Origin of the sequence: Pedobacter sp. MR22-3, from assembly GCF_026240075.1 — a bacterium.
In the GTDB taxonomy this organism is placed as follows: Bacteria; Bacteroidota; Bacteroidia; order Sphingobacteriales; family Sphingobacteriaceae; genus Pedobacter.
The window spans coordinates 500,634-523,820 of record NZ_JAPIVF010000006.1 but is presented as its reverse complement, the minus strand read 5'-3'; the positions used below and the strand labels follow the sequence as shown (position 1 = coordinate 523,820).

16 protein-coding genes are annotated in these 23,187 nt (G+C 44.3%); 6 read left to right on the top strand and 10 right to left on the bottom strand.

Annotated elements, in window-relative coordinates; all coding sequences use genetic code 11:
- Positions 1-69 precede the first annotated feature (69 nt).
- A complete protein-coding gene (locus OQ267_RS17495; protein ID WP_265837195.1) occupies positions 70-3,552 on the top strand; it encodes a hypothetical protein in 3,483 nt (1,160 codons plus the stop codon).
- Between the two features lie 207 nt (positions 3,553-3,759).
- On the opposite strand, the gene OQ267_RS17490 is transcribed toward OQ267_RS17495, so the two are convergent.
- The 3 genes from OQ267_RS17490 to OQ267_RS17480 all read right to left on the bottom strand — a co-directional run bounded on the left by OQ267_RS17490 (position 3,760) and on the right by OQ267_RS17480 (position 6,134).
- Positions 3,760-4,194, bottom strand: a complete 435-nt coding sequence (locus OQ267_RS17490; protein WP_265837193.1) for a GNAT family N-acetyltransferase — start codon at positions 4,192-4,194, stop codon at positions 3,760-3,762.
- Positions 4,195-4,477: 283 nt separating this feature from the next.
- Positions 4,478-5,212, bottom strand: coding sequence for a hypothetical protein (locus OQ267_RS17485; RefSeq protein WP_265837192.1), 735 nt, complete (start codon positions 5,210-5,212; stop codon positions 4,478-4,480).
- 544 nt (positions 5,213-5,756) lie between these two features.
- Positions 5,757-6,134 carry a winged helix-turn-helix transcriptional regulator gene (locus OQ267_RS17480; protein WP_265837190.1) on the bottom strand — a complete coding sequence of 126 codons (378 nt, stop codon included), beginning with the start codon at positions 6,132-6,134 and terminating at the stop codon, positions 5,757-5,759.
- Positions 6,135-6,218: 84 nt separating this feature from the next.
- Between OQ267_RS17480 and OQ267_RS17475 the strand changes: the two genes are divergently transcribed.
- The 3 genes from OQ267_RS17475 to OQ267_RS17465 all read left to right on the top strand — a co-directional run bounded on the left by OQ267_RS17475 (position 6,219) and on the right by OQ267_RS17465 (position 8,120).
- The gene (locus tag OQ267_RS17475; RefSeq protein ID WP_265837188.1) at positions 6,219-6,764 is read left to right on the top strand and encodes an NAD(P)H-dependent oxidoreductase; all 546 of its coding nucleotides are present in this window, start codon (positions 6,219-6,221) and stop codon (positions 6,762-6,764) included.
- 172 nt (positions 6,765-6,936) lie between these two features.
- Complete coding sequence (locus OQ267_RS17470) at positions 6,937-7,494, top strand: hypothetical protein (protein ID WP_265837186.1); 558 nt, start codon at positions 6,937-6,939, stop codon at positions 7,492-7,494.
- Positions 7,491-8,120, top strand: a complete 630-nt coding sequence (locus OQ267_RS17465) for a hypothetical protein (RefSeq protein ID WP_265837179.1) — start codon at positions 7,491-7,493, stop codon at positions 8,118-8,120. The genes OQ267_RS17470 and OQ267_RS17465 overlap by 4 nt, the downstream gene beginning before the upstream one ends.
- An 88-nt stretch (positions 8,121-8,208) precedes the next feature.
- Here the strand turns inward: OQ267_RS17465 and OQ267_RS17460 are convergent, their stop codons facing one another.
- The 5 genes from OQ267_RS17460 to OQ267_RS17440 all read right to left on the bottom strand — a co-directional run bounded on the left by OQ267_RS17460 (position 8,209) and on the right by OQ267_RS17440 (position 16,982).
- Complete coding sequence (locus OQ267_RS17460) at positions 8,209-10,200, bottom strand: FAD-dependent oxidoreductase (RefSeq protein WP_265837178.1); 1,992 nt, start codon at positions 10,198-10,200, stop codon at positions 8,209-8,211.
- A 2-nt stretch (positions 10,201-10,202) separates the two neighbouring features.
- Positions 10,203-11,882: a RagB/SusD family nutrient uptake outer membrane protein gene (locus OQ267_RS17455; protein WP_265837176.1), complete on the bottom strand. Its 1,680-nt coding sequence runs from the start codon at positions 11,880-11,882 to the stop codon at positions 10,203-10,205.
- A gap of 11 nt (positions 11,883-11,893) precedes the next feature.
- Positions 11,894-15,202 (bottom strand): TonB-dependent receptor, encoded by a 3,309-nt coding sequence (locus tag OQ267_RS17450; RefSeq protein WP_265837174.1) that lies wholly within the window; start codon positions 15,200-15,202, stop codon positions 11,894-11,896.
- A gap of 76 nt (positions 15,203-15,278) precedes the next feature.
- Positions 15,279-16,403, bottom strand: coding sequence for a FecR family protein (locus OQ267_RS17445; protein WP_265837172.1), 1,125 nt, complete (start codon positions 16,401-16,403; stop codon positions 15,279-15,281).
- A 42-nt stretch (positions 16,404-16,445) separates the two neighbouring features.
- A complete protein-coding gene (locus OQ267_RS17440; protein WP_265837170.1) occupies positions 16,446-16,982 on the bottom strand; it encodes an RNA polymerase sigma factor in 537 nt (178 codons plus the stop codon).
- Between the two features lie 164 nt (positions 16,983-17,146).
- Here OQ267_RS17440 and OQ267_RS17435 point away from each other — a divergent pair, with 164 nt between their 5' ends.
- Positions 17,147-17,713, top strand: a complete 567-nt coding sequence (locus OQ267_RS17435; protein WP_265837168.1) for a hypothetical protein — start codon at positions 17,147-17,149, stop codon at positions 17,711-17,713.
- Between the two features lie 108 nt (positions 17,714-17,821).
- Here OQ267_RS17435 and OQ267_RS17430 read toward each other — a convergent pair whose 3' ends face one another.
- Positions 17,822-19,447: a RagB/SusD family nutrient uptake outer membrane protein gene (locus tag OQ267_RS17430; RefSeq protein WP_265837166.1), complete on the bottom strand. Its 1,626-nt coding sequence runs from the start codon at positions 19,445-19,447 to the stop codon at positions 17,822-17,824.
- Positions 19,448-19,457: 10 nt separating this feature from the next.
- The gene (locus OQ267_RS17425) at positions 19,458-22,487 is read right to left on the bottom strand and encodes a SusC/RagA family TonB-linked outer membrane protein (RefSeq protein ID WP_265837165.1); all 3,030 of its coding nucleotides are present in this window, start codon (positions 22,485-22,487) and stop codon (positions 19,458-19,460) included.
- 440 nt (positions 22,488-22,927) lie between these two features.
- Here OQ267_RS17425 and OQ267_RS17420 point away from each other — a divergent pair, with 440 nt between their 5' ends.
- Positions 22,928-23,152 (top strand): CDGSH iron-sulfur domain-containing protein, encoded by a 225-nt coding sequence (locus OQ267_RS17420; protein ID WP_088300451.1) that lies wholly within the window; start codon positions 22,928-22,930, stop codon positions 23,150-23,152.
- Positions 23,153-23,187 lie beyond the last annotated feature (35 nt).

The window sequence follows — 23,187 nt, the reverse complement described above, 5'->3', positions numbered from 1 at the left end:
GTTGAAGCATCAAAGACAAAGGCCTGTTCCCTGTATCGGATTAGTCATTCATCTCAAAATCCACCAACAATGGCAAATACAATTCATATTACTTCGGAATTCATGCAGAATTATGTGCAGGCAGAGATCATGTCTCCACAGTCAAAATTCGAAGCATTACAAACCAGTACCGGCTTATCGCTGTTATTTTCGACGGGTACGGACAACGTATTTTATGTAACGGAAGAAGCACAAGGGGCTTCAGCAAGCGGCTGGCAGAAACTCGACTTAAGTTCAGCGCAGATAGCCAAAGACTTTGCCGGCAAATCAGGCATGTTCTGTAAAACGTTCGATGTGGCACAAAACATTACCGATGGAACCATTGGAATGGCTATGGCCATCAGCGATGGCACGAACGATCACTTATACCTTTGTTTAGGCAATTCCAATTCGGATACCAGTTGGCTGGCCAATCCGCAGTGGGTCTATTATCCTTATGATGCTGCAGCCCCGTCACCTCCTCCCTCACCTGTTCAGATTGTAAATATTTTCATCAGCGAAACAACACAGGGCCAGTATATATTGGTGGATATTGTCCAGGATCTGGCCAGCGCCAATCAATTGGTTTCGAGATATTATATCCATACGGCTAATGCCGGAGGTACTGCATGGAATGTACACAGCATTACCATTGACCTCCAAACAACCGGCTACCAAAGCTGCCTTGGCCGCCAGGCCGGGCAAACCATTGATGGTGTTTATACGGCAGGAAATATAAACGGCAGCCCACAGTTTATCTATCAACCTCTGTACAATATCTGGAATCCTGCATTACCAGCAAATCCTGCCCGACTGGCATTGCCACAGAACCTGCAGCCAGATGCTATCGCATCCTGCCGCAATGCAGACCAGTCAACTGATTTATACTGTGCTGCCGGCAGCGGACTCTATTACTTTGCCAGCACCAATCAGCAAGACCAGGCCATGGGTGCATTGTTATTTAATAATAGCCTGCTGACGGGCGTGACACATGTATTCGCGGCAAGCAATAGCACCACTATAGTCGTGTGGGGACTAAACCAGGCCAATCAGGTGTTTTATACCACTTGTCCATTGGCTCAGGCAGGCACCGGTTCCGCCTGGAGCACGCCACTTCCTGTACTCAGTCAGGTGGACCTGATTTCGCCGTATCTGAATGTGGCAGATGGCGGTAATACTTTCTTTGGCGTAGGCGGTAATTTTTTATACAAAATGATCAAATCGCCAGTAAGTGGTTTATGGACCACACAGCAGATCACATTACCCGCTCCGGGACCGCAATCGCCGGCACAAAGTTTCAGTTCTTATACCACACGTATCCAGTTGGTTGACGATACCAATACGGCTGTACCCCAGGCCACCCTGATGTTAAGTGCCAAAACCAGGGCAACATTCTACATCAATAACCTGTACTATGTGCTGGATACCAATCCGATTCCGGTGGAAACAGATGCCCAGGGCTTTATTATACTGATCGAAACAGTAGATGATATAACAGGCACACAAATACAGGTGGCGGCACAAAATGGTACGCCTACGAATATTAATCCCATGGAAAAGCCATTTAATCAAGCCACACAACTGAATACCGTTTCCAGCTTGCAAAGTGCCGTGGTGACCAATCCCGATGGGAGCACCTATCCGCTTGTACCCTCCGGTAATTCGCAAAGCGACCTGCAGGCAGCGGCTACATCATTAGGCAATTTATCACAGGCCTATACCAGTTTATCATCGCCAGGGCAGGGAAATCCTTCAGCAATGGTGATGATAGCGATGCCTTCCCCCGTCAGTCTTGCAGGTGCTATTGAAACAGATATCGGCGATTTGTTCAGCTGGCTCGAATCCGGGGTTGAAAGTATTGTCCAGGTACTAAAAGACGACGCTACAGATGCATGGAATTTTGTGGTAAAGATTGCCGATACGGTGTACCATGCCGTGCTCGATGCGGTAGAGAAAGTGGTGGGCGCGCTAAAATGGATATTCAATGCCATTAAAACAGCCATTGAAGACCTGATCAAATTCCTGGAATTCTTGTTTGAATGGGCTGATATCACCCGCACAAAGGAAGTGTTTAAAAACCTGGTTACCTCTTTCCTTCAATATGAGGTAGATCAGATCAGTGTGTACCAACAGGGAATCAATACAGGTATTCAAAATCTGGTGGCTGCCATTAACGGATGGGCGGACATCACCGACTGGTCGGGACTGGGAACTGCCGGTACGTCATCTGTCAGCGCCAGTTCCAGTGCCTCATTGGGGCAGAGTTCTCCCGGCACGTTATTGTCGCATCATTTTCAGTATAATGCCAATAACCTGACACTGACCAATCCTCCCGCTCCGCCTATTCCCGGGCAGTCGTACATTGATATCCTGATACAAGCCATCCAAAACGAAGGCACCCTTCTGGATGCCACTATCGATCAGCTGGAAAAACTGGCAAGCAATTATAAAAGCATGTCGTTAGTGGATATACTAAAACAGATCATTGCCCTGTTAGCAGATACGGTGCTTGAAAGTGTAGAGAATATTCTCGATGCCTTGCTGGACGTCATACAACAAGTGTCGCAAACAATATTGAATATCCTGGATACACCGATATACATTCCTGTTGTCAGCGATATATTGAGTGCCTTTGGCGTACACAGTGTTTCATTTATTGATTTGTTTTGCTGGATCACTGCGGTACCTGTTACCATAGCATATAAGATAGCGGAAGGAGCAGTACCATTTCTTGACAATACAGAAACTACCTATCTGATAAACACAACTGACTTCAGCAGCTTGATGAGTGCCTTTAGCGGAACGGCGACTACACCGCCCGCAGCATCAAACCCGGTAAATGCAATGGAGACAACATCCCTGGCCACTGTTGATTTTGCGGCTGTGAATACATCAACCAGCCCTGTAAGCATGTCGCAGGACACAAAAAATGCGGTTTTCGTTATGTTACATGGTGGTTCAGGTTTCTTTACTTTTATGTCGTGCTTTATCACCAGTTTTGAAGCCGCTTCAGAAACCGGTGATAATCCATTCTCTACGCCTTCTGCTATACTGGGCGTACTGAGTGCAGGCACTAATGGAATCGCCAATTTCCTGGTCCCTCAGGATGCCATCCAAAATTCGGCAGTCAGCTGGATCAGTAACTTTACAACCGGTGTAACCATTCTTTCGAAAATCATATTCAGCGGTCCGGCACAGCGAAAATTCGCAGCATCTGCCAGCACCATGAAATACCTGTCTGTCAATGATGGTCGATCAACAGGTGCTATTATAAATAGTGTGCTGATCATACCTGCGCTATTCTGCACCTGCTGGCACTTCTACGAATTGTCGCAAGATACCAGCGGAGATGTACGTTCCAATGCCATTATCGGAGAAACGTCCAACATGACTGGTTACATCAGCCGCATTTCTTATACCGTAGCCGTAAATGATGAAGACCCTGATTCGAAAGCCATTGCCATCGGCATCATGGCAGTGGCCAGTATCTGTACCGGAGGTTTACAAACTGCGGAGGCCATAATAGGCGTTTAGCATGGCGCGTACCTAAAGAAATGTACGGTCCATCACACACAAAGCCCGCTCTGATAGCGGGTTTTGTGTGATTACTTTTTCGTAAGGTTCAATATCAGCCTGTTGAGAGGCAGTAACCTGGGAGTCAGAAAATTACCTTTCGTTTTATTTATGATGACTGATCCTGATGGGCAATCTACTTCCATACAGCGTTGTAAAAACCCAACTTTAGCTACAAATCATTTGATGATGAAAGGCAGTTTGCCCGGTTGTACTGAAGCCCAATCGTTCGTACAAAGCCTTCGCTCGCGTGTTTACTTTAAAAACCTGTAATTTGATTTGTTTCGACCTTGATCTTGCCTGCCCAATTAATTCAAGCAATATTTCTGTACCCAAGCCCTTGCCTTGAGCGTTTTGGCATAAAAGCAGGCTTTGAAGGTAAATATGCGTATCGTCTTCTGTCGTCACCATAAGCCCGATAGCCTCATTGCTTTCATCCATTATGATTTTAGTTTTTTCAGGATTGAAGTCTTTAGTGTGAAAATCTAGCTGAACGCCATCATCCCAACCCCATATTTTCTCAATGCATGGTTTGATTGATGTTTTTTTGATTTGAAAGGCCAGATTAAAATCAGCATTTGTGGCATTTCTAAAATTTATCATACCTATAGATATTTTATACATTAGCTACCATCAACCAACTTCTAACTTTTTTTTGAAAATACTAAAAGATTTCCTACTTCAACATCCAAATATACAGCTATTTGTACAGCAATAATAAAGTATTACCACAAACCCCCATAGGCCATACACTGTTAGTTAAATCATTAGGCTAACATATGGAAAGAAGACAATTTATGGCTAAATCCTCGATCAGCTCTGGAAATGACTTATCCTGGCACTTTTTATCTACATCATAATTTTCTCCTACTACTATATGGAATACTCAATAGCTATTTCTGAATAAATAATGAAGTTTTTTGACCTTTCCAAAATCCTGCTCACCGGCTCTCGTAAAATAAGTTTTAAATAATTCCTGAATTTTAATTGCTGAAATCCTTCCTGAACGTCCTGGACAATGTACTTCATAAAAGATAGGAGAATAAAATTTCAGGTCTTTAATCCCATCTTTGGTAATCAGCTTAAACAACGGGCCACCTCCATCAAATAGCTGAACAGGATTTTTACCTTTCACTATAGGACAACCCTCGCCTTCTATCGCATCATCTTTAATATGCCATATTTGTTCGTTCATCAGGTCTTTCCAGAACGTAGTTAAACTTTGCTCATCAACAACCATAACTTTAAAAAGCGTATTGATTGAGGGTGCCTGATCAATTGCCGTGTAATTTACACGTGCAATGGCTTTTGCAAATGCTTTTGGTACATCAACATGGGGTGTTTCAATTAAATTCCGATATCTGTAGGTATACATATTAATGGTATCACCTTTCTTACTTACAATGAAGTAATCGGGATATTCATAAATATTTTGAAGGTGTGATAAAACGATTGTGCTATCAGCATTTTTTTCAAAAAAATCAAATAACGGCGCAGACTGATGTTTTTGGGCATAAACATCAACTACATTCAACGTATTAAAGCATATTACAATCAGTAATAATACCAGCTTTAAATAATTTCTATTTACAAATGGTTGTTCCGGCATGATAAGCATCATAATCTTTATATTTAAGATAACGGTAAGATAGGTCTTCTTTTGTTATGGAGATACCGGATCTACCCAAAGGAATGAGATCATCCATGTTTTTATTGGTCCATGATGGCGAATCTTGAACACCGCTCCAAACCAGGCTATATGCATCCTCAAGCGTTAGACCATATGTTTTCTTCGATATTGCTTCGACTTTCCTTCGGGAAAATGGCCTTTAAAGCACCATGAGCCGAACAAACCTCGAACAACTGTCGAACAAGTGCCATTCAACCAGACAAATCAGGACAATTCCCGATATTGCCCGGTGCCTCTGGGGTATTAAAAGATCTGTCTTTTACCTTCACCCTGCCATCATATGGTGAACAACAGATTTTAAGTATAGCAGAAATAAAGTCATTTGAAAAGGAATCCCGCGTGAATGCTTCTTGAACCGGTAGCCGGTATAGTCAAACCAGCCTAAGTTCATTGGAACGAAAATCTTCAATCTCCCCCTGCTTAGGCCATGGAGATGAAAACAGTTAAAACTTAAGGTGATGCAGATGGCTGAAAGCTATCTGGCAGATGTCACAAATTCCCCTTTTTCGGATGCAATCTGATTTCCCCATGTCGTAATGGTGTCTAATACCGGCAGGAATGTTTTTCCAAAACCGGTCAGGCTGTAAATCACTTTAACGGGCGGCTTTTCGCCATATACTTGTCTGGCGACCAGGCCATCTTTCTCCAGCTGTTTTAACTGCAAACTTAAAGTCATTTCAGTAATGTGGGGTACCGCTTTCCGAAGTTCATGATAACGTTTTTCGCCATCTTTCAGGTGATACAGAATCACGGCTTTCCATTTACCCCCTATTAAATCCATCGCCAGGCTTACCGTACAGGGATAAATTTTTCCCTCTAATTTAATCGCATCAGCAATACATTCTGTTTTCATTAGATTATTTTTAACCTATCGTTTTGGATAGTTATTGCAAATCTAATCTACTACAGATAGTTTTGCAACTATAATTATGATAGTATGGCATTAATCATTTTAGCACACCCTAATTTCGAAAAATCTTTTGCCAATAGCGCAATTATAGCGGTATTGAAGAACAGTAACCTGGAATTGGAAATCAGGAATATACATGATTTGTATCCAGATTACAATATAGATGCAATAGCAGAACAAGAGGCATTATTGCGACACCAGACTATCGTTTTCCAATATCCCATTTATTGGTATAACATGCCGGCTATTTTAAAACAATGGTTTGATGTGGTTTTCGACTATCAGTTTGCCTACGGCTCCAAGGGCGACAAACTCAAAAACAAAAACTTCCTGCCCAGCTTTACCGTTGGCGCACCTGAAAATGAATACCATACACTGGGCGACCATCATTTTAGGGTTTATGAATTTTGCAAAAACCTGGAACAGACTGCTTACTATGCACAGATGAACTATATCAATCCCATTTATTTCCATGGAACATCTTTAGCCGCTGGTTACACAGCGGATGAGGTAAGAGAAAAAGCTGAAGCACATGCCCGTAAGTTGGTGGCTAAATTGACTGAATTGGGTTAATAGACAAAAGTTATTATTTTAAGGAATAAAGAAGATTTTGGTAGGTGTTGTGCAATTAACCTGGCCAAACAGACTTTTTCCTAAAAAGAATGCGGAGACATTTTTTATTAGGGTGCAACGATAAATACAATAAGTTGTCCTATCTTAAACTGTATTCATTTCAGGTTGTATTATGGGGAGATATCCATTGTTGATTTTTATATTTTTATGTTTTTTTAATACGGCTTTCGGGCAGGACGATCCCATTCAAGCAGCTACTTATCATTTCCAGGTTAAGGAGGGCCTGTTCACCGGCAACGGATCAGATACGCTTAAAAAGTATATTCAACAAGCCCAGTTCTTCCTCATTGGAGAAGAACACAACATGAAAGCATTACAGGATTTTACAACGGCCATCATCCCCTTTCTTAAAAGCACCGGATATCAAAACCTTGCGCTCGAAATCGGGCCGTTTTCCGCAGAAAAAATAAGGGCGATGTATCAAACCAAACAAACCATCACCGATTTTAATACCAGATATGATTCTGATGTCAAAGGATCACCTTTTGGCTTTTTTGAAGGGAAGGAAGAAGAACAATTCAGCAACCAGGCCTTTAGAAACGGATTCAGGCTCTGGGGCCTGGATTTTGAAAATTATAATGCAGCACTCTTTATCCTGGATGAGCTCTACAGCTTATCAAAAAAAGCAGCGAACTGGATCGCTCGTATCAAACTGCCCGACGGCTCATGATTGCAGAATATGCAAAGGATAGAAAGGATCAGACATACAATCTTCCCGGGAATCTGCTGCATGCCGCAACTGTACAAGCTTTTTTTAAGCGGGTAGCCACCACACCCCAAGCCAGGTACATCATTAGTCAGCAACTGCGCTCGTGGCACATATACGATGCGCAAAGCCGGAAGAACTGGTATGCCAGGGTTAAAAATATGAGAGACAATTTCATGCTGCACTATAACCGGGCACTGGAGACGAATAAAAATCCAAAAGTATTTGTTAAAATGGGGGCTGTGCACCTGGCGCGGGGAACCAGTTCCAGCGGATTTGAGGAAGTGGGACAGCTGATTAATGAATTAGCCAAAAAGAATAAAAAGAAAGTTTTTTCTGTGATTTCATTTGCGCGGTACCGCATTGATGCCCAAGGTAAACTGGTGGATTTACTGGAAGAAGCAGATGCAGAACTGCTCAAATATACCCCTACAGCTAGCTGGAGCCTGATCGATTTAAACCGGTTAAGAAATGATGCAAAGCAGGGAAAGCTGAAGCTTTCTGAAGCGATGCGATCTTATATGGAACATTATGATATGATGCTGATTCCACCCGCCACCCCATCCACGACCCCAAATGTTCATCGTTAGTGGCAACCTGATCCGGAAACTATGCTTCAGATAGTCAATAACAGGAGCCGCCATCGTACGGCTCCTGTTATTCATATGTAATCAGGCTTTATTTGGAAGCCGCAACAAGCAACACCGCATCTGCCGCCACTTTTTCCCCGTTGCCGGTAATTTCCACGTAGGGTTTTCTATTTCCGGAAAAAATGTAGTCGCCCAGCTTTACCCATTCGCCGGAGGTCTGCCCCACTACCTTCACATCATCATCCTTTATGGCCACTTCCTGAAGCCTTTTTCCATCAAATACTTTTACAGCGGTGACCGCCTTTCGTTCCGGAAGCTTGGCATAATAGGTGTAGATTTCGTAACGGCCTTTAATATTTGGATCGGGATAATAGCGGATGAAGCTACTGCTGTCGGTATGGCCGTCAGACAGGAAATAATCCGGACCGTAACCACCCCTTTTTTGTACTGACCACTTCCCGGATACTTTTACCCTGGATGAATCACTGTTATCGATCAATACATCCGGTGCACTGCCATCAGCCAGCGGATTTTCCTTCAGCTGGCGCTGAAGAGCGGCCACATCAATCCGCTGAACCGCTGATTTTCCGTCAATTGCCTTTACCGCGGCAAGGGCAGCAGATTGTCCCAATACCATAAATACCGGCTCCATGCGAATGGAACCATAGGCAATATGGGTGGCAGAAAGACAAACCGGCACCAACAGGTTAGCTGCCTCCGTTTCTTTAGGCGTTATGGCCCGGTAAGCAATGGGATAAGGGCCAAAACCACCTTCTTCTACATTGCCTTCATTTTTAACCATGCCATTTACCACCAGCCGCTCGCAGTTATGAGAATCCATGGTGTACGCCGCCATGCCGATGCCGTCCTGTACCATTTCCCGGCCTTCACAATGGTGCTGGGTCATCACCAGCGCACCTTTCATTCGCCTGGCTTCGCGCACGTAAAGCTGATGTGTCCAGTTTTCATTATCCATATACTCATCCTTGGGATATCCCCACTCGTTCATCTCCGCCCGGATGTGTTCCGGAATGCGCGGATCATGGCCCACAAAGTAAAGTAAACCCTTGGTATAATCGGTGTGGGCCGACCATATTTCCTGCCGCTTCCGGTAATCTGCATCCGGATAATCCCAGTTCATGCCGATCATATCCGTCGAAAATCCGTTGCGGTTATTGATATCCGTTTTTTGGTTGGGCATCCTGCTCCAGATGAACACATCCTGTAATGATTTCCAGGTTCTTTTTTCCATCTGGCGGATCAGCAGTTCGTAACGCTCGGGCTGATAATGGGCCGGTTTGGTGATCGGGATCCGGTTTTTGGGGTCGTTACTGAGGCAAATCCTGAAATTGTATGCTTGTACCTTATTATCGCCACTTCCCTTTTCGGCCAACTGACCCTTGGTGATGCCCCAGAGCAAACCGCTTTTCGCATCGCCTTTAACTTTGTAAGGATCAATCCCATCCGGAAGCTGGTGACCATTGGTGAGCTGAACGCCGTTAAAAGTTTCACCGTAGGCGGTATTGGCTTCCCTTCCCACCACGTAGGAAACACCTGCCCTGGCCATTACATCGCCTTCATAAGAACAATCAATAAACATTTTCGCTTTCACGCGGCCAACCGAACGGGGACCAGTTGATTCGAGCAGGATTTCAGTAATCACATTACCCTGTTTTTTCACTGCGGTTACCCGGTGCTGGTACAATACGGGCACCTTTGCCTTTTTAAGGTAAGTATGGAAGATATCTTCAGCCACATGGGGTTCAAAAATCCATTGCTCAAATTGACCATAATGCTGCCCTACCCGCCTGTAGAAATCAAGTGCGATTCCACTAATGGCGTATTTATTCCCGATATCAGTTAAGCCCAGTCCGCCGGAACTCATTCCACCCACGTGTTTTCCGGGTTCAATAAGCAATACCGATTTTCCGTATTTAGCGGCGGTATAGGCGGCCACTACCCCTGCTGAGGTAGCACCGTAAATACAAACATCATAACTTTTATATAAGGTTTGCTGTGCCTTCAGGCTGTTCAAAGTGATCAGCAGACCTAAAACGGTCAATTTGATTTTATTGCTCATCTTTAATATTTAGGGTTTTGAATCAGTTTGGGGTTGGTGACCGTTTCAATGTTTGGAATCGGCCAAAGGTAATCTCTGCCGGTATCAAACACCCGGGTTTCAATCACCCGCATATCTGCCCGGTTGGCCACGTTATTATAACTGGCGAGGCCGTTTTCATCGATCTGTGGCGGACCGGCCAGCAGGCCTCTTTGTACCCGGCCATAAAAATTGCCGGTCATGGCTTTATCGGCAATGCGCCATCTTCTCAAGTCAGACAGCCTGAGCCCTTCCATCGCCAGTTCATACAAACGTTCCTTACGCACCAGGCTTCTGAATGATGCGGTGCTTTGTCCGGCCGGGATAAGGGGCATGTTCACAGTGGGTCTGGCCCTTACCAGGTTAATGGCATCATAGGCCGACTGGTCAAGCTGGCCGAGCTCATTTTTGGCTTCGGCATAAATTAACAGTACTTCGGCATACCGGATCTGGATCACATTGATCTCTGAATTACTGCGGTCGGCCTTATCATCCAGGTCGACATATTTTTTCCAGCAATAGCCGGTAAAGGTGGCAAAGGCATTCAGTGCATCCTGGTTATCCACGCGCGTGGCCGGAGTAGTATTGTAATTCCAGCATTTTACGCTATCGCGATGGGTTTCAAACTGGTAGTTGTAAAAAACAGAACCCGGCACCGCAATGGTAAAGGTAAGCCTCGGATCTCTGTTCTTATATGGTGCTTTCGGATCAAACAGGGGCGACTGGTCGATGTTAAGACCATCGGTGCAGGGATACACATCAACCAGCGATTGCGAGGGCACTTTATTGGTAAAACCCAGTCCGTTTCTGGAAAGTAGCGCATTTGGGGTGGAATGTGTTTTCGTTCTGGATGCCTTGAGGTACTGGAAAGCCCAGATGATTTCAGGAGAGCTTTGCCCGGCATAAGAAAACAGTGTGCCGTAGTTATTGTGCAGGCTATATATTTTCAAATCCATGACGGCCTTTGCCGCTTCTGCAGCTTCTGCCCACCTGGCATTGTTTAATGCCGTTCTGGCTTTAAAAGCCAGGGCTGTCCCCCTTGTCGCCCGCCCTACATCAACACCTGAATAATTAAGTGGCAAATCTGCAGCGGCTTCTGTAAACTCTTTTAATATAAATTCAACAATAGCTCCCTTTTCTGTTTTGGCTACCTGGGCAGTTTCGAGTGTGAGCACATTGGTGATCAGGGGCACACTGCCGAAATAATCGGTCAGGTACTGGTAGGTATAAGCCCTTATAAAACGCGCTTCAGCCTTTGAGCGGTTGTAGATGGCCGCCGTGGATTTATCCTTGACCTTGTCAATATTATCGAGGATGAAATTACATTTTGCAATGACCTTGTAGGCTTCTGTCCATACGCTGATCGCCAGACCGTTATTGCTGTCCTGGTTTCCTTTGCCCAGGCTTTGCAATGGGCTGTTGTTGCGGTCCCAGCCGATATCCGTGCCATTATCCATGAGCAGGTTCAACGGCATGTTATCCAGCGGAGCGTAATTGGCATAACGGTATAAACCATTCACCGCCAGTACGAGTTCGTCCTGATTGCTGAAATAGGTTTCATCAGAGGGCCCACTCAGCGGTGTTTTATCCAGATAATTTTTCTGGCAGGATGATAATCCGAGCAGTAAAAAAATAATGATCGAACAATATATTTTATTTTTCATGTGTGTTAAAATTAAAAAGATGCTTCTAAACCAAAACTGTAAACCTTTACCTGCGGATAGATATTTCCGGCACCCACAGGGGCCTCCACGTCATATCCCTGCCAAAAGCGATCGAAAGAGCCCAGGTTTGATCCATTGGCAAAGACCCTGATTCTTTTCAAGGCCACCTTCTGCGCGATGCTTACCGGAAATGTATAACCTACCTGAACATTTTTTATCCTCACATAGGATGCATCTTTCAGGAAATAGGTAGACACCTGTTCGTTATTGGTTTCACCAAAGGCCAGCCTGGGGTATGCGGCATTTCGATTGCCGGGTGTCCAGCGGTCTTTATTGTCCTCGCGAATGGTGCCACCGATGGCTCCGCCCACATTAAAAGGCAAGATACCAGGACCCGCCAGGTAACCATTGGCCTTGCCCACGCCCTGGATCACCACTGAAAAATCAAAGCCCTTGTATGAACCGCCCAGATTGGTGGCAAAGGTATAGCGTGGAATGGTGCTGCCCATCACGATCTTATCTGATTCGTTGATGATATTGTCGCCGTTCTGATCAACATATCGGATATCACCTGCCTTAACTGATCCGAATTGCTTGGCATGAGCAGCCACCTCGGCATCTGAAGCGAACAATCCATCTGCCTGGTAACCAAACAGGGAAGCAATGGGATAACCTTCCCGGTTAACAGTTAAACCAGTCTGATTAATTCCACGCATATCAATTACCGTATTTTTCACGTCGGAAATATTGAAACTTACATTGTAATTAAATTCATTCAGCTTTCCCCGGTAAGCAAGCCCCAGCTCCCAGCCGATATTATCCACCACCCCTGCATTCTGGTAAGGCTTTTCAAAGCCCACAATTAAGGGGATATCCAGCGGTAACAGGATGTCGCTCGTTCTTCTCCGGTAATAGTCGGCCGTGATGTTCAGGTTCTTAAAAAGGGTCAGGTCCAAACCAATATTTTTTTCTTCGGTACTTTCCCATGAAATGAGCTTGTTGGCCAGGGTATTTAAGGCCGCCGTATTCACAATCTGCTTTCCAAGTGTATAAGATTCCAGTAAAATGGTGGTAATAGAGGGATAGGTCCCGATGTTCTGGTTACCCAGTTTACCCCATGATACACGGAGTTTAGCCTCACTAATCACATTTTTTAAACCGGCCATGAAATTTTCTTCCGATATGCGCCAGCCTGCAGAAGCGGAAGGGAAAAACCCATATTTATGACCGGCCGAGAAACGGGAGGAACCATCATAACGGGCATTGATTTCCAGGAGGTATTTATCCTTGTATACATAGTTAAACCTGCTGAACAGTGATTGCAGGGCCCATTCTTCTTCACTGCCGGTAGCCTGCTGGTTTTGAGCAGAGCCGGCATTCAATACCGGGTAATCAGGCAGGATATAGGTATCTCGGTAAGCATTGGTCCATTGGTTAAAATAATCTTCCCTTGATGCTCCGGCCAGTAATTTTAGGTTATGATCGCCAAAAGTTTTGGAAGCCGTTACCGTTGCACGCATATTGTTAAAAAAAGACTGACTGTTGTATTGCGTTAATGAACTGAGTGCAGGCGTTAAATAGCTGGTGGCCCCATTGGGCAGGTAAGACTGAATGGCTTTCCGGAAATTTTTAGATGAAGATAAGGCATACTTTGGCGAATAAACGGCTTCCATTTCTAACCATTCAACAGGCTTATAATTCAGTGCTGCGTTAATGCTGCCAAAAGGTGCATTGGTACGGTTAGCTCCCCCTTCTTTACCGGCTGAAATGGGATTGAATCCATTCCATCCCACCCCCCACTGGCCACTTTGGTTCACCCCGATCTGATTGGCCGGAATACTGTTCATCCATTGAAAAATGGCATCAGAAGTTGCTGAAGGATCAGTGGTGATGGCATTGACGTACTGAAGATCTATCCTGGCCTTCAACTTATCTGAAAAAGCAATATCCGCATTACTTCTGATGGTATATCTTTTGAAACCCGAATTTTCGATAATCCCTTTCTGGTCAAGTAACCCGAATGAACCCAGCAGCTTTACCTTTTGGGTGCCGCCCTGTATGGTTAAAAAATGACTTTGCTGCAAACCTGAACCGGTTAAGGTTTCCTTCTGCCAGTCGGTATTCGGGTAAAGATCAGAACTGGCGCCATTCTGCTCCCGGTATTTCTGAATAAGTGCGTCAGAATATAGAGCGGTACGACCAGTATTGGCGTAGGCCTCATTGGTTAAAAGCATGTGGTCAAGCGCATCCACCAGATCGGGCATATTGGTCGGCTCCTGCCAGCCGATGTAATTATTATAGGAAATGCTGACCTGATCAGCAGCGGCTCTTTTTGTGGTAACGAGGATCACACCATTTGCTGCCCTTGAACCATAAATAGAGGCCGACGCAGCATCTTTTAAAATGGAGATAGATTCAATCAGGTTCGGATCAATATTATTCATACTGCCCTCAATCCCGTCAATCATCACCAGTGGGTTAGGATCGCTGACTGTTCCGATTCCCCTAATCCTGATGGTACCGGCATCTCCACCCGGACGACCGGAACTTTGCGTTACCGTTACACCGGGTGCCATGCCCTGCAGGGCAGCTGAAGTTTGTCCGGCAGGTCGCGCAGCCAGGTCTTTACCTGAAACCTGCGAAACGGCCCCCGTTAAATTCACTTTCTTTTGAACACCATAACCCACCACCACTACCTCATTTAAATTTTCATTCAGGGGAAGTAGTTTCACGTTGATCTGGTTATCCGTTCCTACCGGTATTTCCTGTGGAGTATAGCCCACATAGGAAAAAATCAGGATATCGCCGGCATTGGCATTGATCTTATAGCGGCCATTCTGATCACTAACCGTTCCGCCGCTGCTACTTCCCTTGATCTTAATGCCTGCACCTGGAATAGGTGATCCGTTTTCATCTGTGATTACACCGGTTTTATCTTCTACTTTGGGGCTGCTCAAGGCTGCCGGTTTGCGCGGTTCAGGACCTGGCTTTGGAGTGGCCTTTTGCAGAATAATATACTGTTCTTTAATTGTCCAGTCGAGCCCCTTTCCCTTCAGGCTGACATGCAGAACCTCATTTAATTCGGCCTGCTTAAAGCTGATGGTGATTTTCTCTGCATCGTCAAGAATTTTATTGCTGTAGAAAACCGTCAGCCCGGTTTGTGCTTTTATGCTTTTAAATACTGAGGCAAAGGTGATGTTTTTGCCTTCAATGCTGATTTTGCCTATAGCCTGGGATTGAGCGCCCATCACCAGGGTAAAAAGCAGCATCAAAACAATTGGCAAGCAAAGCCGACCCCTTCGGGTAAGATTTTTTTTCATAACAGTTAAAAGTTTATAAGTGGTTTTGCATAAGATGCAACTTTAACTGAAACGGGTGAAGGGCGGGACAAAAAAATTATTTAAAAGTCAGCACACCATTTTTAAGGGTGGCCTGAATGCCCGAACTGAGCTCCAGGTTGGAGATGACCACCTCCAGCGGCAAGCTTTTATTGATCTCGCCCGTAAAGGTTTGTCCGGCCAGATCAGGCTGCAGGAAAACCACCTTCACATCAAACCAACGCCCAAGCACCTGAGCAATGTCGCCTAAGGAGCGGTTGTGGAAATTATAAAGGCCCTTGCGCCAGGATAACAGTTCCTGGGCATCAAAAGGTTGTTTGGTTAAGCCATCCGGGGTGGCATTCACCTGTTCACCGGGTTTTAAATCAATGACCTTCCTGTCTTTTACCGCCGATACTGATCCTGCCACCAGTGCAGTAGAAAAGCTTCGCTGATCATAAGCATTGACGTTAAAGGAAGTACCATGAACCTGAACATCGGCAAAAGCCGTGTGCACCACAAATTTCCGTTTTTGTTCATGTGCCACTTCAAAATAAGCCTCACCGGTTAAATAAACTTCCCTGATCTGCTGATTAAAGTTATAGGGAAATTTCAAAGTAGAAGCCGAATTCAGCCATACTTGTGTACCATCGGGTAATTTGATCTTATAGTCTTTGGTAGCTGGCACATATAAGGTGGCCTGATCCGTATCATTTGCCTGATCGGCCTGATAAGTCAGTTCATTTTCTTTGGTTTGTCCGCTTAAACCATCCTGGTTAATGTGACGGTCAGTGTTGAGTTCAATAGCTCGGCCATCACTGGTTTTGAGGTATACCTGATTGGTTTGGAAACCTGGCACTAAGGAAGTACTCCCCTTTTCCTGATAGACATACCACACTACAGGCATGCCGATCAACAGCATGGCGGCAACGGCCAGGTATTTCAAATTCCGGTAAAAAAGGGGTTTGGCCGAATGAGCCCCGAGTTTAGGACTGAGCTTTTGCCAGGCGGTTTCTTCATCCAGTGAGGATAAAAATGCTGCTGCACCAGGCTTTTCCATTTGCGCTTTCAGCTTCAGCCAGTATACTTTCATGTCGGGAATATCAGCTATTGCCTGTTCTGCAATCCTGTTATCGCCATCACTGATCGTTCCCGCCATTTTTTCAAACAGAAGCCCTTTGATATATTCCTCTTTATATTCCATCTTTAATTGATAGATACATTAATGTGTAAATTAGGTGAATGTTTATCTGAATGAAATCAATTTTTCCTGCAACATTTTAACGGCGAGTTTCAGGTGTGTTTTCACAGAGTTGACCGATAAGCCCATTTTATTGGCGGCTTCTTTATATTTCTTATCTTCCAGATACACCAGTTGAAAAGCTTTCTGGCGTTGTGCAGGCAGATTTTCCAAAGCATGCTGAATCAGTTGTTCGTGCCTGTCATCTGCTGAAACTTCTTCAGCTGTAGCCAGATCGAGGGTATGGCTGTAATCATGCAGCCGCTGCTGATCCGTTTTTCTTTTTCTGATACACATGAGGCATTGGTTATGCACCGCCTTAAACAGATAAGCCTTCAGCGCCGTATTGACAGAAAGAAACTGTGATTTTTCCCACATGGAGATGAAAAGGTTCTGCACCAGATCTTCCGCCTCCATTTCATTCTCGAGCATGAGGTATGCTTTTAAAGCCAGCGCCTTATAATATTTTTTGAACACCAGTTCATAAGCCGATTGATTGCCATTTTGGAGGTCTTTTAATAAAATTTGGTCAGGAATCTCCATTAATACAGATTAAAGCAGGGCTAAATATATACTTTGATCATGAAAATTACAACTACAGCATTAAGTTTATCCATCGCCTTTCAGGTGAGCAAAAGCAATGGCTGCCGGTTATACGCCATATTTTTATATTTTAGCTGCACATGTACTGTAAGCAAAAACCCGATATGATTAAAATCCGCATACCAGATACCTTACCGGTTTTTAAAAGTTATTTACTGATCATCCCGCTGATGTGCGCCCTCGCCTGCCGCGATACCTCAACCCAAAAAACAGTAACCAAAACGCCCGCAGAAAGCAGCATTCCCGATCGCATCAGGCCAGCGGAAAAAGCAATTGAAGCGCCGAAAGCAAGGCCTCAACCGGATACCATCAGAAATATGGAAACCACCAGGATGACTGAAGCGGCTTTTCAGAAGGCAACTGTTAGCCTTCGCGACAGCCTGTTGCGGGTATATGGAAACATCAGGGCTGATTACCGGATCTTCGGGTATGAACAACCCGATACCAATTCCAGGAAACTTATATTTTTTTCTGTGTTTACCACGGATGTGGAGAAAAACCCATACCAATGCCCGTATGGTGCTTATTATGCCACATCGGATATGCCACACACCACCATCAAATATATTGGTAATGCCGGTAATTTTATCAAAGCCAACCTGATCCAGGCAGAAAAAGTAGAGACTTCGCTTTATATCCGGAAAGACTGGGTGGAATTTGAAAAGCAATAAAAAGAAGAACAGCCAGGGAAAAGGACTGTTGCTCCTCGCGACCTGCTATTTTTAAAGAAGGTTAGTTAAGGGCCATCCGGAGACGCCCCATAAACTAACCAATGTATGTTAATAACCAGGATTCTGTGTTAACACCGCATCCTTGTTCAGCTGAATTTCATTTAAAGGAATAGGCAATAGCAAAGCCTTTGAAGTTAAACCTGTAATGGGTTTGACCGCATCATTTGCATTCAGACGGAGCGCCCGCTCTACCAGTGTGCCAGTTCTCATCAACGTCATTCTCCTGTTTTCTTCTCCGATCAGCTCCCTGGCACGCTCGTCCAGGATAAAATCTTTGGTCATCTCCGCTGCCGTTACCTGTACAGCATTTGCCCTTGTTCTCAGCACATTAATGCTGGCAGCGGCTTCTGTGGTTTTACCCTGCGCCACCTGTGCTTCAGCCAGCAGCAGATAAGTTTCGCCAAGGCGCATTAAAATAAAATCCTTCACCATGGCATAACCAAAGGTATCATTCGGATCGAATGCGCCCCATTTGGTGGTGCTCGGGCAAATGTTAATTAAAGTATCCGGACCGGTAAAAGGCACCTGTTTACCATACCTTGCGGCATAAATCGGATTAGGATCATTGTAATAGTATTTACGGCGGATGTTATACTGTGAATTGCGGATATCATTGCCTTTATACAGGCGGTACAAAACCCAGTTGCTCAAACGTAAACGACCAATGGAACGGCCACCCAGGGAATCTGCCACAGTCATGCCGGCAATGTTGTAATAAGCTGCACCCCAAACCCGCCTTTGCTGCGGGCTGTCGGTAATACCACCCACTACGGAAGCCGGATTTTCCTGCTCTAACACCCAGATGGCTTCGGTATTGCCCTGCGATCTTCTTTGATTACCATACTGAAACATATCAGCATAATAATCTCCGGGCTGGCTGGTTTTAACACCGTAGCGATTCCTGATCAGGCTAAACCTGCCACTGCTGATGATCGCCTGGGCCTGCTGCTCGGCTAAATCTGGTTTTCCAATTCTTAAATAAACCTCTGCTAAAAGCTGCATGGCCATAAATTTATTGGCCCTGCCATACATTTTACCTTTGGTATTGGTTTTTACAGATTCAATATCAGGAAGATTGGCCGCGGCAAACACTAAATCTGACACGATGAAATTATTTACATCGGCGATGGGTGCGCGGACAAAATCGATTTTCGGACCGGATAAAGCATGTGTAATTAAAGGTACCCCTCCAAATAGTGTTGCCAGGTTATTATAGGCATAAGCCCTGAAAAATTTAGCTTCGGCACTGATCTGGTTTTTGCCTCTCGCACTGATGGTGCTGGTGGCAGGGTTTTCAATCCCGTCTACAATGATATTGGTTAAATTCACCATAATGTAGTTTCTGTTCCAGGTACGGGCCGCACCATTATCTGTGGGCGTTAACGTTTCATAATTGTAATAAGGAATTTCTACGCCCTGCTGGTTATTGGTGGCATTGGCCACATCGGTTCCGACTTGCCACACACTCGGCCAACCTTGCTGATCGCTCCATGAAAAGATGGTGCTGGTATGGTTATATAATCCAATTAAGGATGCCTCAAAGCCCAATGAATCCGTAAGCGTCAATGGTGTATAGGCCGAAAATGGTTTCTCATCCAGGAAAGCTTTTTTACAGGAGGAAAAGGCAAAAAACAATATGGATAAGGAAGTGAGTATGATGATATTTTTTTTCATGATGATAAGATTAACGTAGTGAAACATTTAAACCTAAAACAAATGTCCGCGTAACCGGATAGTTGTTGGTCCAGTCAGCAGCGAATGCCTGTTGGTTGGCATTTGAATTACCAGTACCCCGGCCATATGTGGTTTGCTCAGGGTCCCAGCCTATCCAGTTGGTAAATGTAGCCAGGTTACGGCCGCTGGCATAAATGGTTAAACTACCGAGGTGCAGTTTATCAAGCAGGCGTTGGGCAAATACATAACTCAGGGTAACATCCTTAATTCGGGTATAACTGGCATCAGAGGCATACCCGTATCCTAAGGTATTGTTATAGGATAAGGCCGGGCGGGTTTGACTTTGGTTTTCCGGCGTCCAGTAGCCCACTTCTGCCGGTGTGTTTCTCCGGCCTGTTTCATCCCCGTAGGTTAGATCAGGATTATTCCTGGTCATGCCCTGTGCTGTTTGGATAAACACACTTAAATTGATGTTTTTATAATGAAAAGTATTGGTAATACCTCCGGTCCATTTTGGAGCCGTTTGTCCTAAAATCGTTCTGTCGTCAGCAGTAATTTTACCATCACCATTTAAATCCGCAAATTTTAAGCTGCCGGGTTTAGCAGTCGGATCCTGTTTAGACACATCTTCACCCGTTTGCCACACACCCGTCATTTTGTAATCGTACACTACATTAATAGGTTGACCAATGAACCACCTGTTTCCTAAATCGTCCTTTCCATCGCCATATAAATCGTTGATTTTATTCTTGTTGGTGGCAAAAACAACCATGGTTTCCCAACGGAAATTCTTTCCGGCAAAATTTTGAGTATTCAGGGTCAGTTCTAAACCGTTGTTCGTGGTTTTACCGATATTTTCCAGCACCCTTGAATACCCTGTAATGATGGGAAGGCTCCTGTTTAATAATAAGCCACTCGTTTTATTCTGATATGCCTCTACACTACCTGTAATTCTGTTATTAAAGAGACCAAAATCTAAACCAATATTGGCTGTTTTAGTGGTTTCCCACTGCAATAATATATTGCCCAGGTTATTTGGAATGACACCAATGGTGCTGATACCGTTAAATGGCGAGCGTACAGACCCTTCAGTGGTGATGGTATTGTAAACACCAACGGCCTCATTACCTGTTTTACCATAGGAAAGCCTTAACTTTAGGTTACTGATGGCTTTGATGTCTTTCATGAAGCTTTCGTTAATGACGTTCCATCCCAGTGCTGCTGATGGGAAAACACCATACTTGGTGGTATTGACGCCAAATACCGATGAACCATCTCTCCTGGCTGTTAAGGTTAAGAGGTAGCGGCTGTTGTAAGAATAAAATAAACGGCCCATTTGCGAGTTTAATCCATACCGATCACGGTATGAGCCACTGGTTTGCGTTGCTCCGGCACCAATATTATCCAGCCCCAGCTCATCATTGATAAAACCCACTGCACCGGCAGTGGTCGAATTGTATTTGCGTTCCTGTGCACTGTACAATGCTGTAAAATCAACATGATGTTTTTTAATATCCTTTGAATAGGTCAGGATGTTCTCGATGGTGTAACTGTTGGTCGATGCATTGAAACTACTGGCCGTACCATTATTATCATTGGCTAAACGACCAACATAACTGCCACGTCTTTCAGGAAAATAGGTATAACCTGCATTTAACCGGAACTTTAATCCGGTTAATACCCCCGGAAACTTGATCTCTGCATAACCATTTCCATTGATATTAGTGGTTCTGCTGATCTGTGTAGTTTTTAAACCCAACAACGGATTGGTATACAATAGTTCAGGCTCCATTGGAAAAATCTTGTAAGTACCATTGGCATTATACTCCTGTCCGTAAGGACTCATGGCTGTAGCCAGCAGCAGATTGGCCCTGCCGCCATCAAAATTATTGCTGGTTAAAAATAAGGATGTACCAACCGTTAAAAAACTGGTCACATTTAAATCTAAATTGGAGCGTAAACCGATGCGGTTAAACTGGTAACCTTTAATTACACCTTTCTGGTCAAGATAATCTCCTGAAATAAAATACTTCACGTCAGGTGTTCCGCCTGAAATACTGACGTTATGATCCTGGATCACCCCCTGCTGGGTCGCTTCATCCACCCAGTCGGTTGTGGTACCGGCATTATAGGCTGCTAATTCGCCGAGGTTTGGAACGGGCCGCGTTTGGGTCTGATTGGTTTGTTTAAGGAAGTCGGCATATTTCTGTACGTATTCTGCCCCACTTCGAGGTTCCAGAATATGCGCAATGTTATCGATACCAGCATACCCATTGTAACGGATGACCGGTTTACCCGTGGTTCCCCTTTTTGTGGTGATTAAAATAACACCGTTTGAACCGTTCGTACCATAAATGGCCGTGGCACTGGCATCTTTCAGGATCTCTACAGATGCAATATCATTCGGGTTGATGTCATTTAAAGAACCACCTGTTTTGGTTAAAGGCACACCATCCACCACCACGTAAGGACCGGTTCCGGCAGTGATAGAGTTTTGTCCCCTCACCAGCGCAGTAGGCTGACTGCCCGGAACGGATGAAGATGAAGTAATGTTAACACCGGCTACAGCACCCTGAATAGACTGCAGGATGTTGGTTACCGGAAGCTGTGATAATCTGGATTTCGGCACAGATACCACCGAACCGGTTACATCAGATCTTTTCTGTGTACCATAGCCCACTACCACCACCTCGTTAAGTGTTTTATCAGATTCTTCTGTTAATGAAAAATTAAGTTGAGTCTGGTTGTCTAATACAATTGTTTTTGGCGTGTAACCAACAAAGCTCACCACTAAAGTTTCTCCTTTAAGGGCTGCAATTTTATATCGCCCGTTTCCATCTGATATGGCCACCTTAGCTGTTTTTTCATTTTTAATGGTTGCACCAGGAATGGGCATACCTTTTACATCCAGGATGACACCTGAAATTTCTGTATTACTGTTTTGCGCATACAAGCTATTGCCATTGATACTTAAAAAAAGAAGTATAGACAATAGCACAGCAATACATCTTGAAGGGATTAGTAATTTTTTTTGCATCATAAATTTGGTTAGTTTTTTGGAATGAATCGATATTGAAACCGACTTTCGTTTCACCTGTTATTCAACAGGCATTTTTTCAGGCAACGGAGGCCATGATTAGAGCTAGTAGTTCTTTGTCATAATATGTATATTTGGTTATACCAAAGTAACTATAAATATTGCACATAATATGGGGGGCAATACGATATTTAAAGGGGGGTAAATTTATATTTTAAGCACGAATAAACGCACCTGAGCTAATATATCTCATTTTAATCACTTACAAGCCTGCAGAAGAATAGCTGTTGGAGATAAGCAATGTAAAATCCACGTTATGATGGCATTGAAGTTTCAGTTCAGCAGCTCCCTGTACGACTTAAAGCGGAATGTTTCTAAACTACAATCCGTATCTGCCAAATCATCAGAATTATTTTAGTTTTGCCGCATACAAACAAAACATCATGTCTAAAACAAAACTTACTATTAACAATAACGGATCAGTAAAAATTGAGGGAGATTTCGAAATTGTAGATAAAAACGGCAATGCTTATGGCTTACAGGGTAGAGAAGTTCTGTCTATTTGCCGTTGCGGTCTATCGCAGAACAAACCATTTTGCGATGGTGCACATAAAGGACATTTCGAACATGAAGCCATTGCTTTTGATCTGCCTCCAAAAAAAGCATAACATGAAATTAAAGCCTTGCAAAGCCGCAGGGCTTT

Coding starts and splice junctions, on each gene's coding strand:
- OQ267_RS17475 (WP_265837188.1), top strand. CDS start 6,219: ATGGCATTAATCATTTTAGCACACCCTAATTTCGAAAAATCTTTTGCC.
- OQ267_RS17490 (WP_265837193.1), bottom strand. CDS start 4,194: ATGATAAATTTTAGAAATGCCACAAATGCTGATTTTAATCTGGCCTTT.
- OQ267_RS17460 (WP_265837178.1), bottom strand. CDS start 10,200: ATGAGCAATAAAATCAAATTGACCGTTTTAGGTCTGCTGATCACTTTG.
- OQ267_RS17430 (WP_265837166.1), bottom strand. CDS start 19,447: ATGAAAAAAAATATCATCATACTCACTTCCTTATCCATATTGTTTTTT.
- OQ267_RS17495 (WP_265837195.1), top strand. CDS start 70: ATGGCAAATACAATTCATATTACTTCGGAATTCATGCAGAATTATGTG.
- OQ267_RS17485 (WP_265837192.1), bottom strand. CDS start 5,212: ATGATGCTTATCATGCCGGAACAACCATTTGTAAATAGAAATTATTTA.
- OQ267_RS17465 (WP_265837179.1), top strand. CDS start 7,491: ATGATTGCAGAATATGCAAAGGATAGAAAGGATCAGACATACAATCTT.
- OQ267_RS17450 (WP_265837174.1), bottom strand. CDS start 15,202: ATGAAAAAAAATCTTACCCGAAGGGGTCGGCTTTGCTTGCCAATTGTT.
- OQ267_RS17435 (WP_265837168.1), top strand. CDS start 17,147: ATGATTAAAATCCGCATACCAGATACCTTACCGGTTTTTAAAAGTTAT.
- OQ267_RS17480 (WP_265837190.1), bottom strand. CDS start 6,134: ATGAAAACAGAATGTATTGCTGATGCGATTAAATTAGAGGGAAAAATT.
- OQ267_RS17425 (WP_265837165.1), bottom strand. CDS start 22,487: ATGATGCAAAAAAAATTACTAATCCCTTCAAGATGTATTGCTGTGCTA.
- OQ267_RS17420 (WP_088300451.1), top strand. CDS start 22,928: ATGTCTAAAACAAAACTTACTATTAACAATAACGGATCAGTAAAAATT.
- OQ267_RS17455 (WP_265837176.1), bottom strand. CDS start 11,882: ATGAAAAATAAAATATATTGTTCGATCATTATTTTTTTACTGCTCGGA.
- OQ267_RS17470 (WP_265837186.1), top strand. CDS start 6,937: ATGGGGAGATATCCATTGTTGATTTTTATATTTTTATGTTTTTTTAAT.
- OQ267_RS17440 (WP_265837170.1), bottom strand. CDS start 16,982: ATGGAGATTCCTGACCAAATTTTATTAAAAGACCTCCAAAATGGCAAT.
- OQ267_RS17445 (WP_265837172.1), bottom strand. CDS start 16,403: ATGGAATATAAAGAGGAATATATCAAAGGGCTTCTGTTTGAAAAAATG.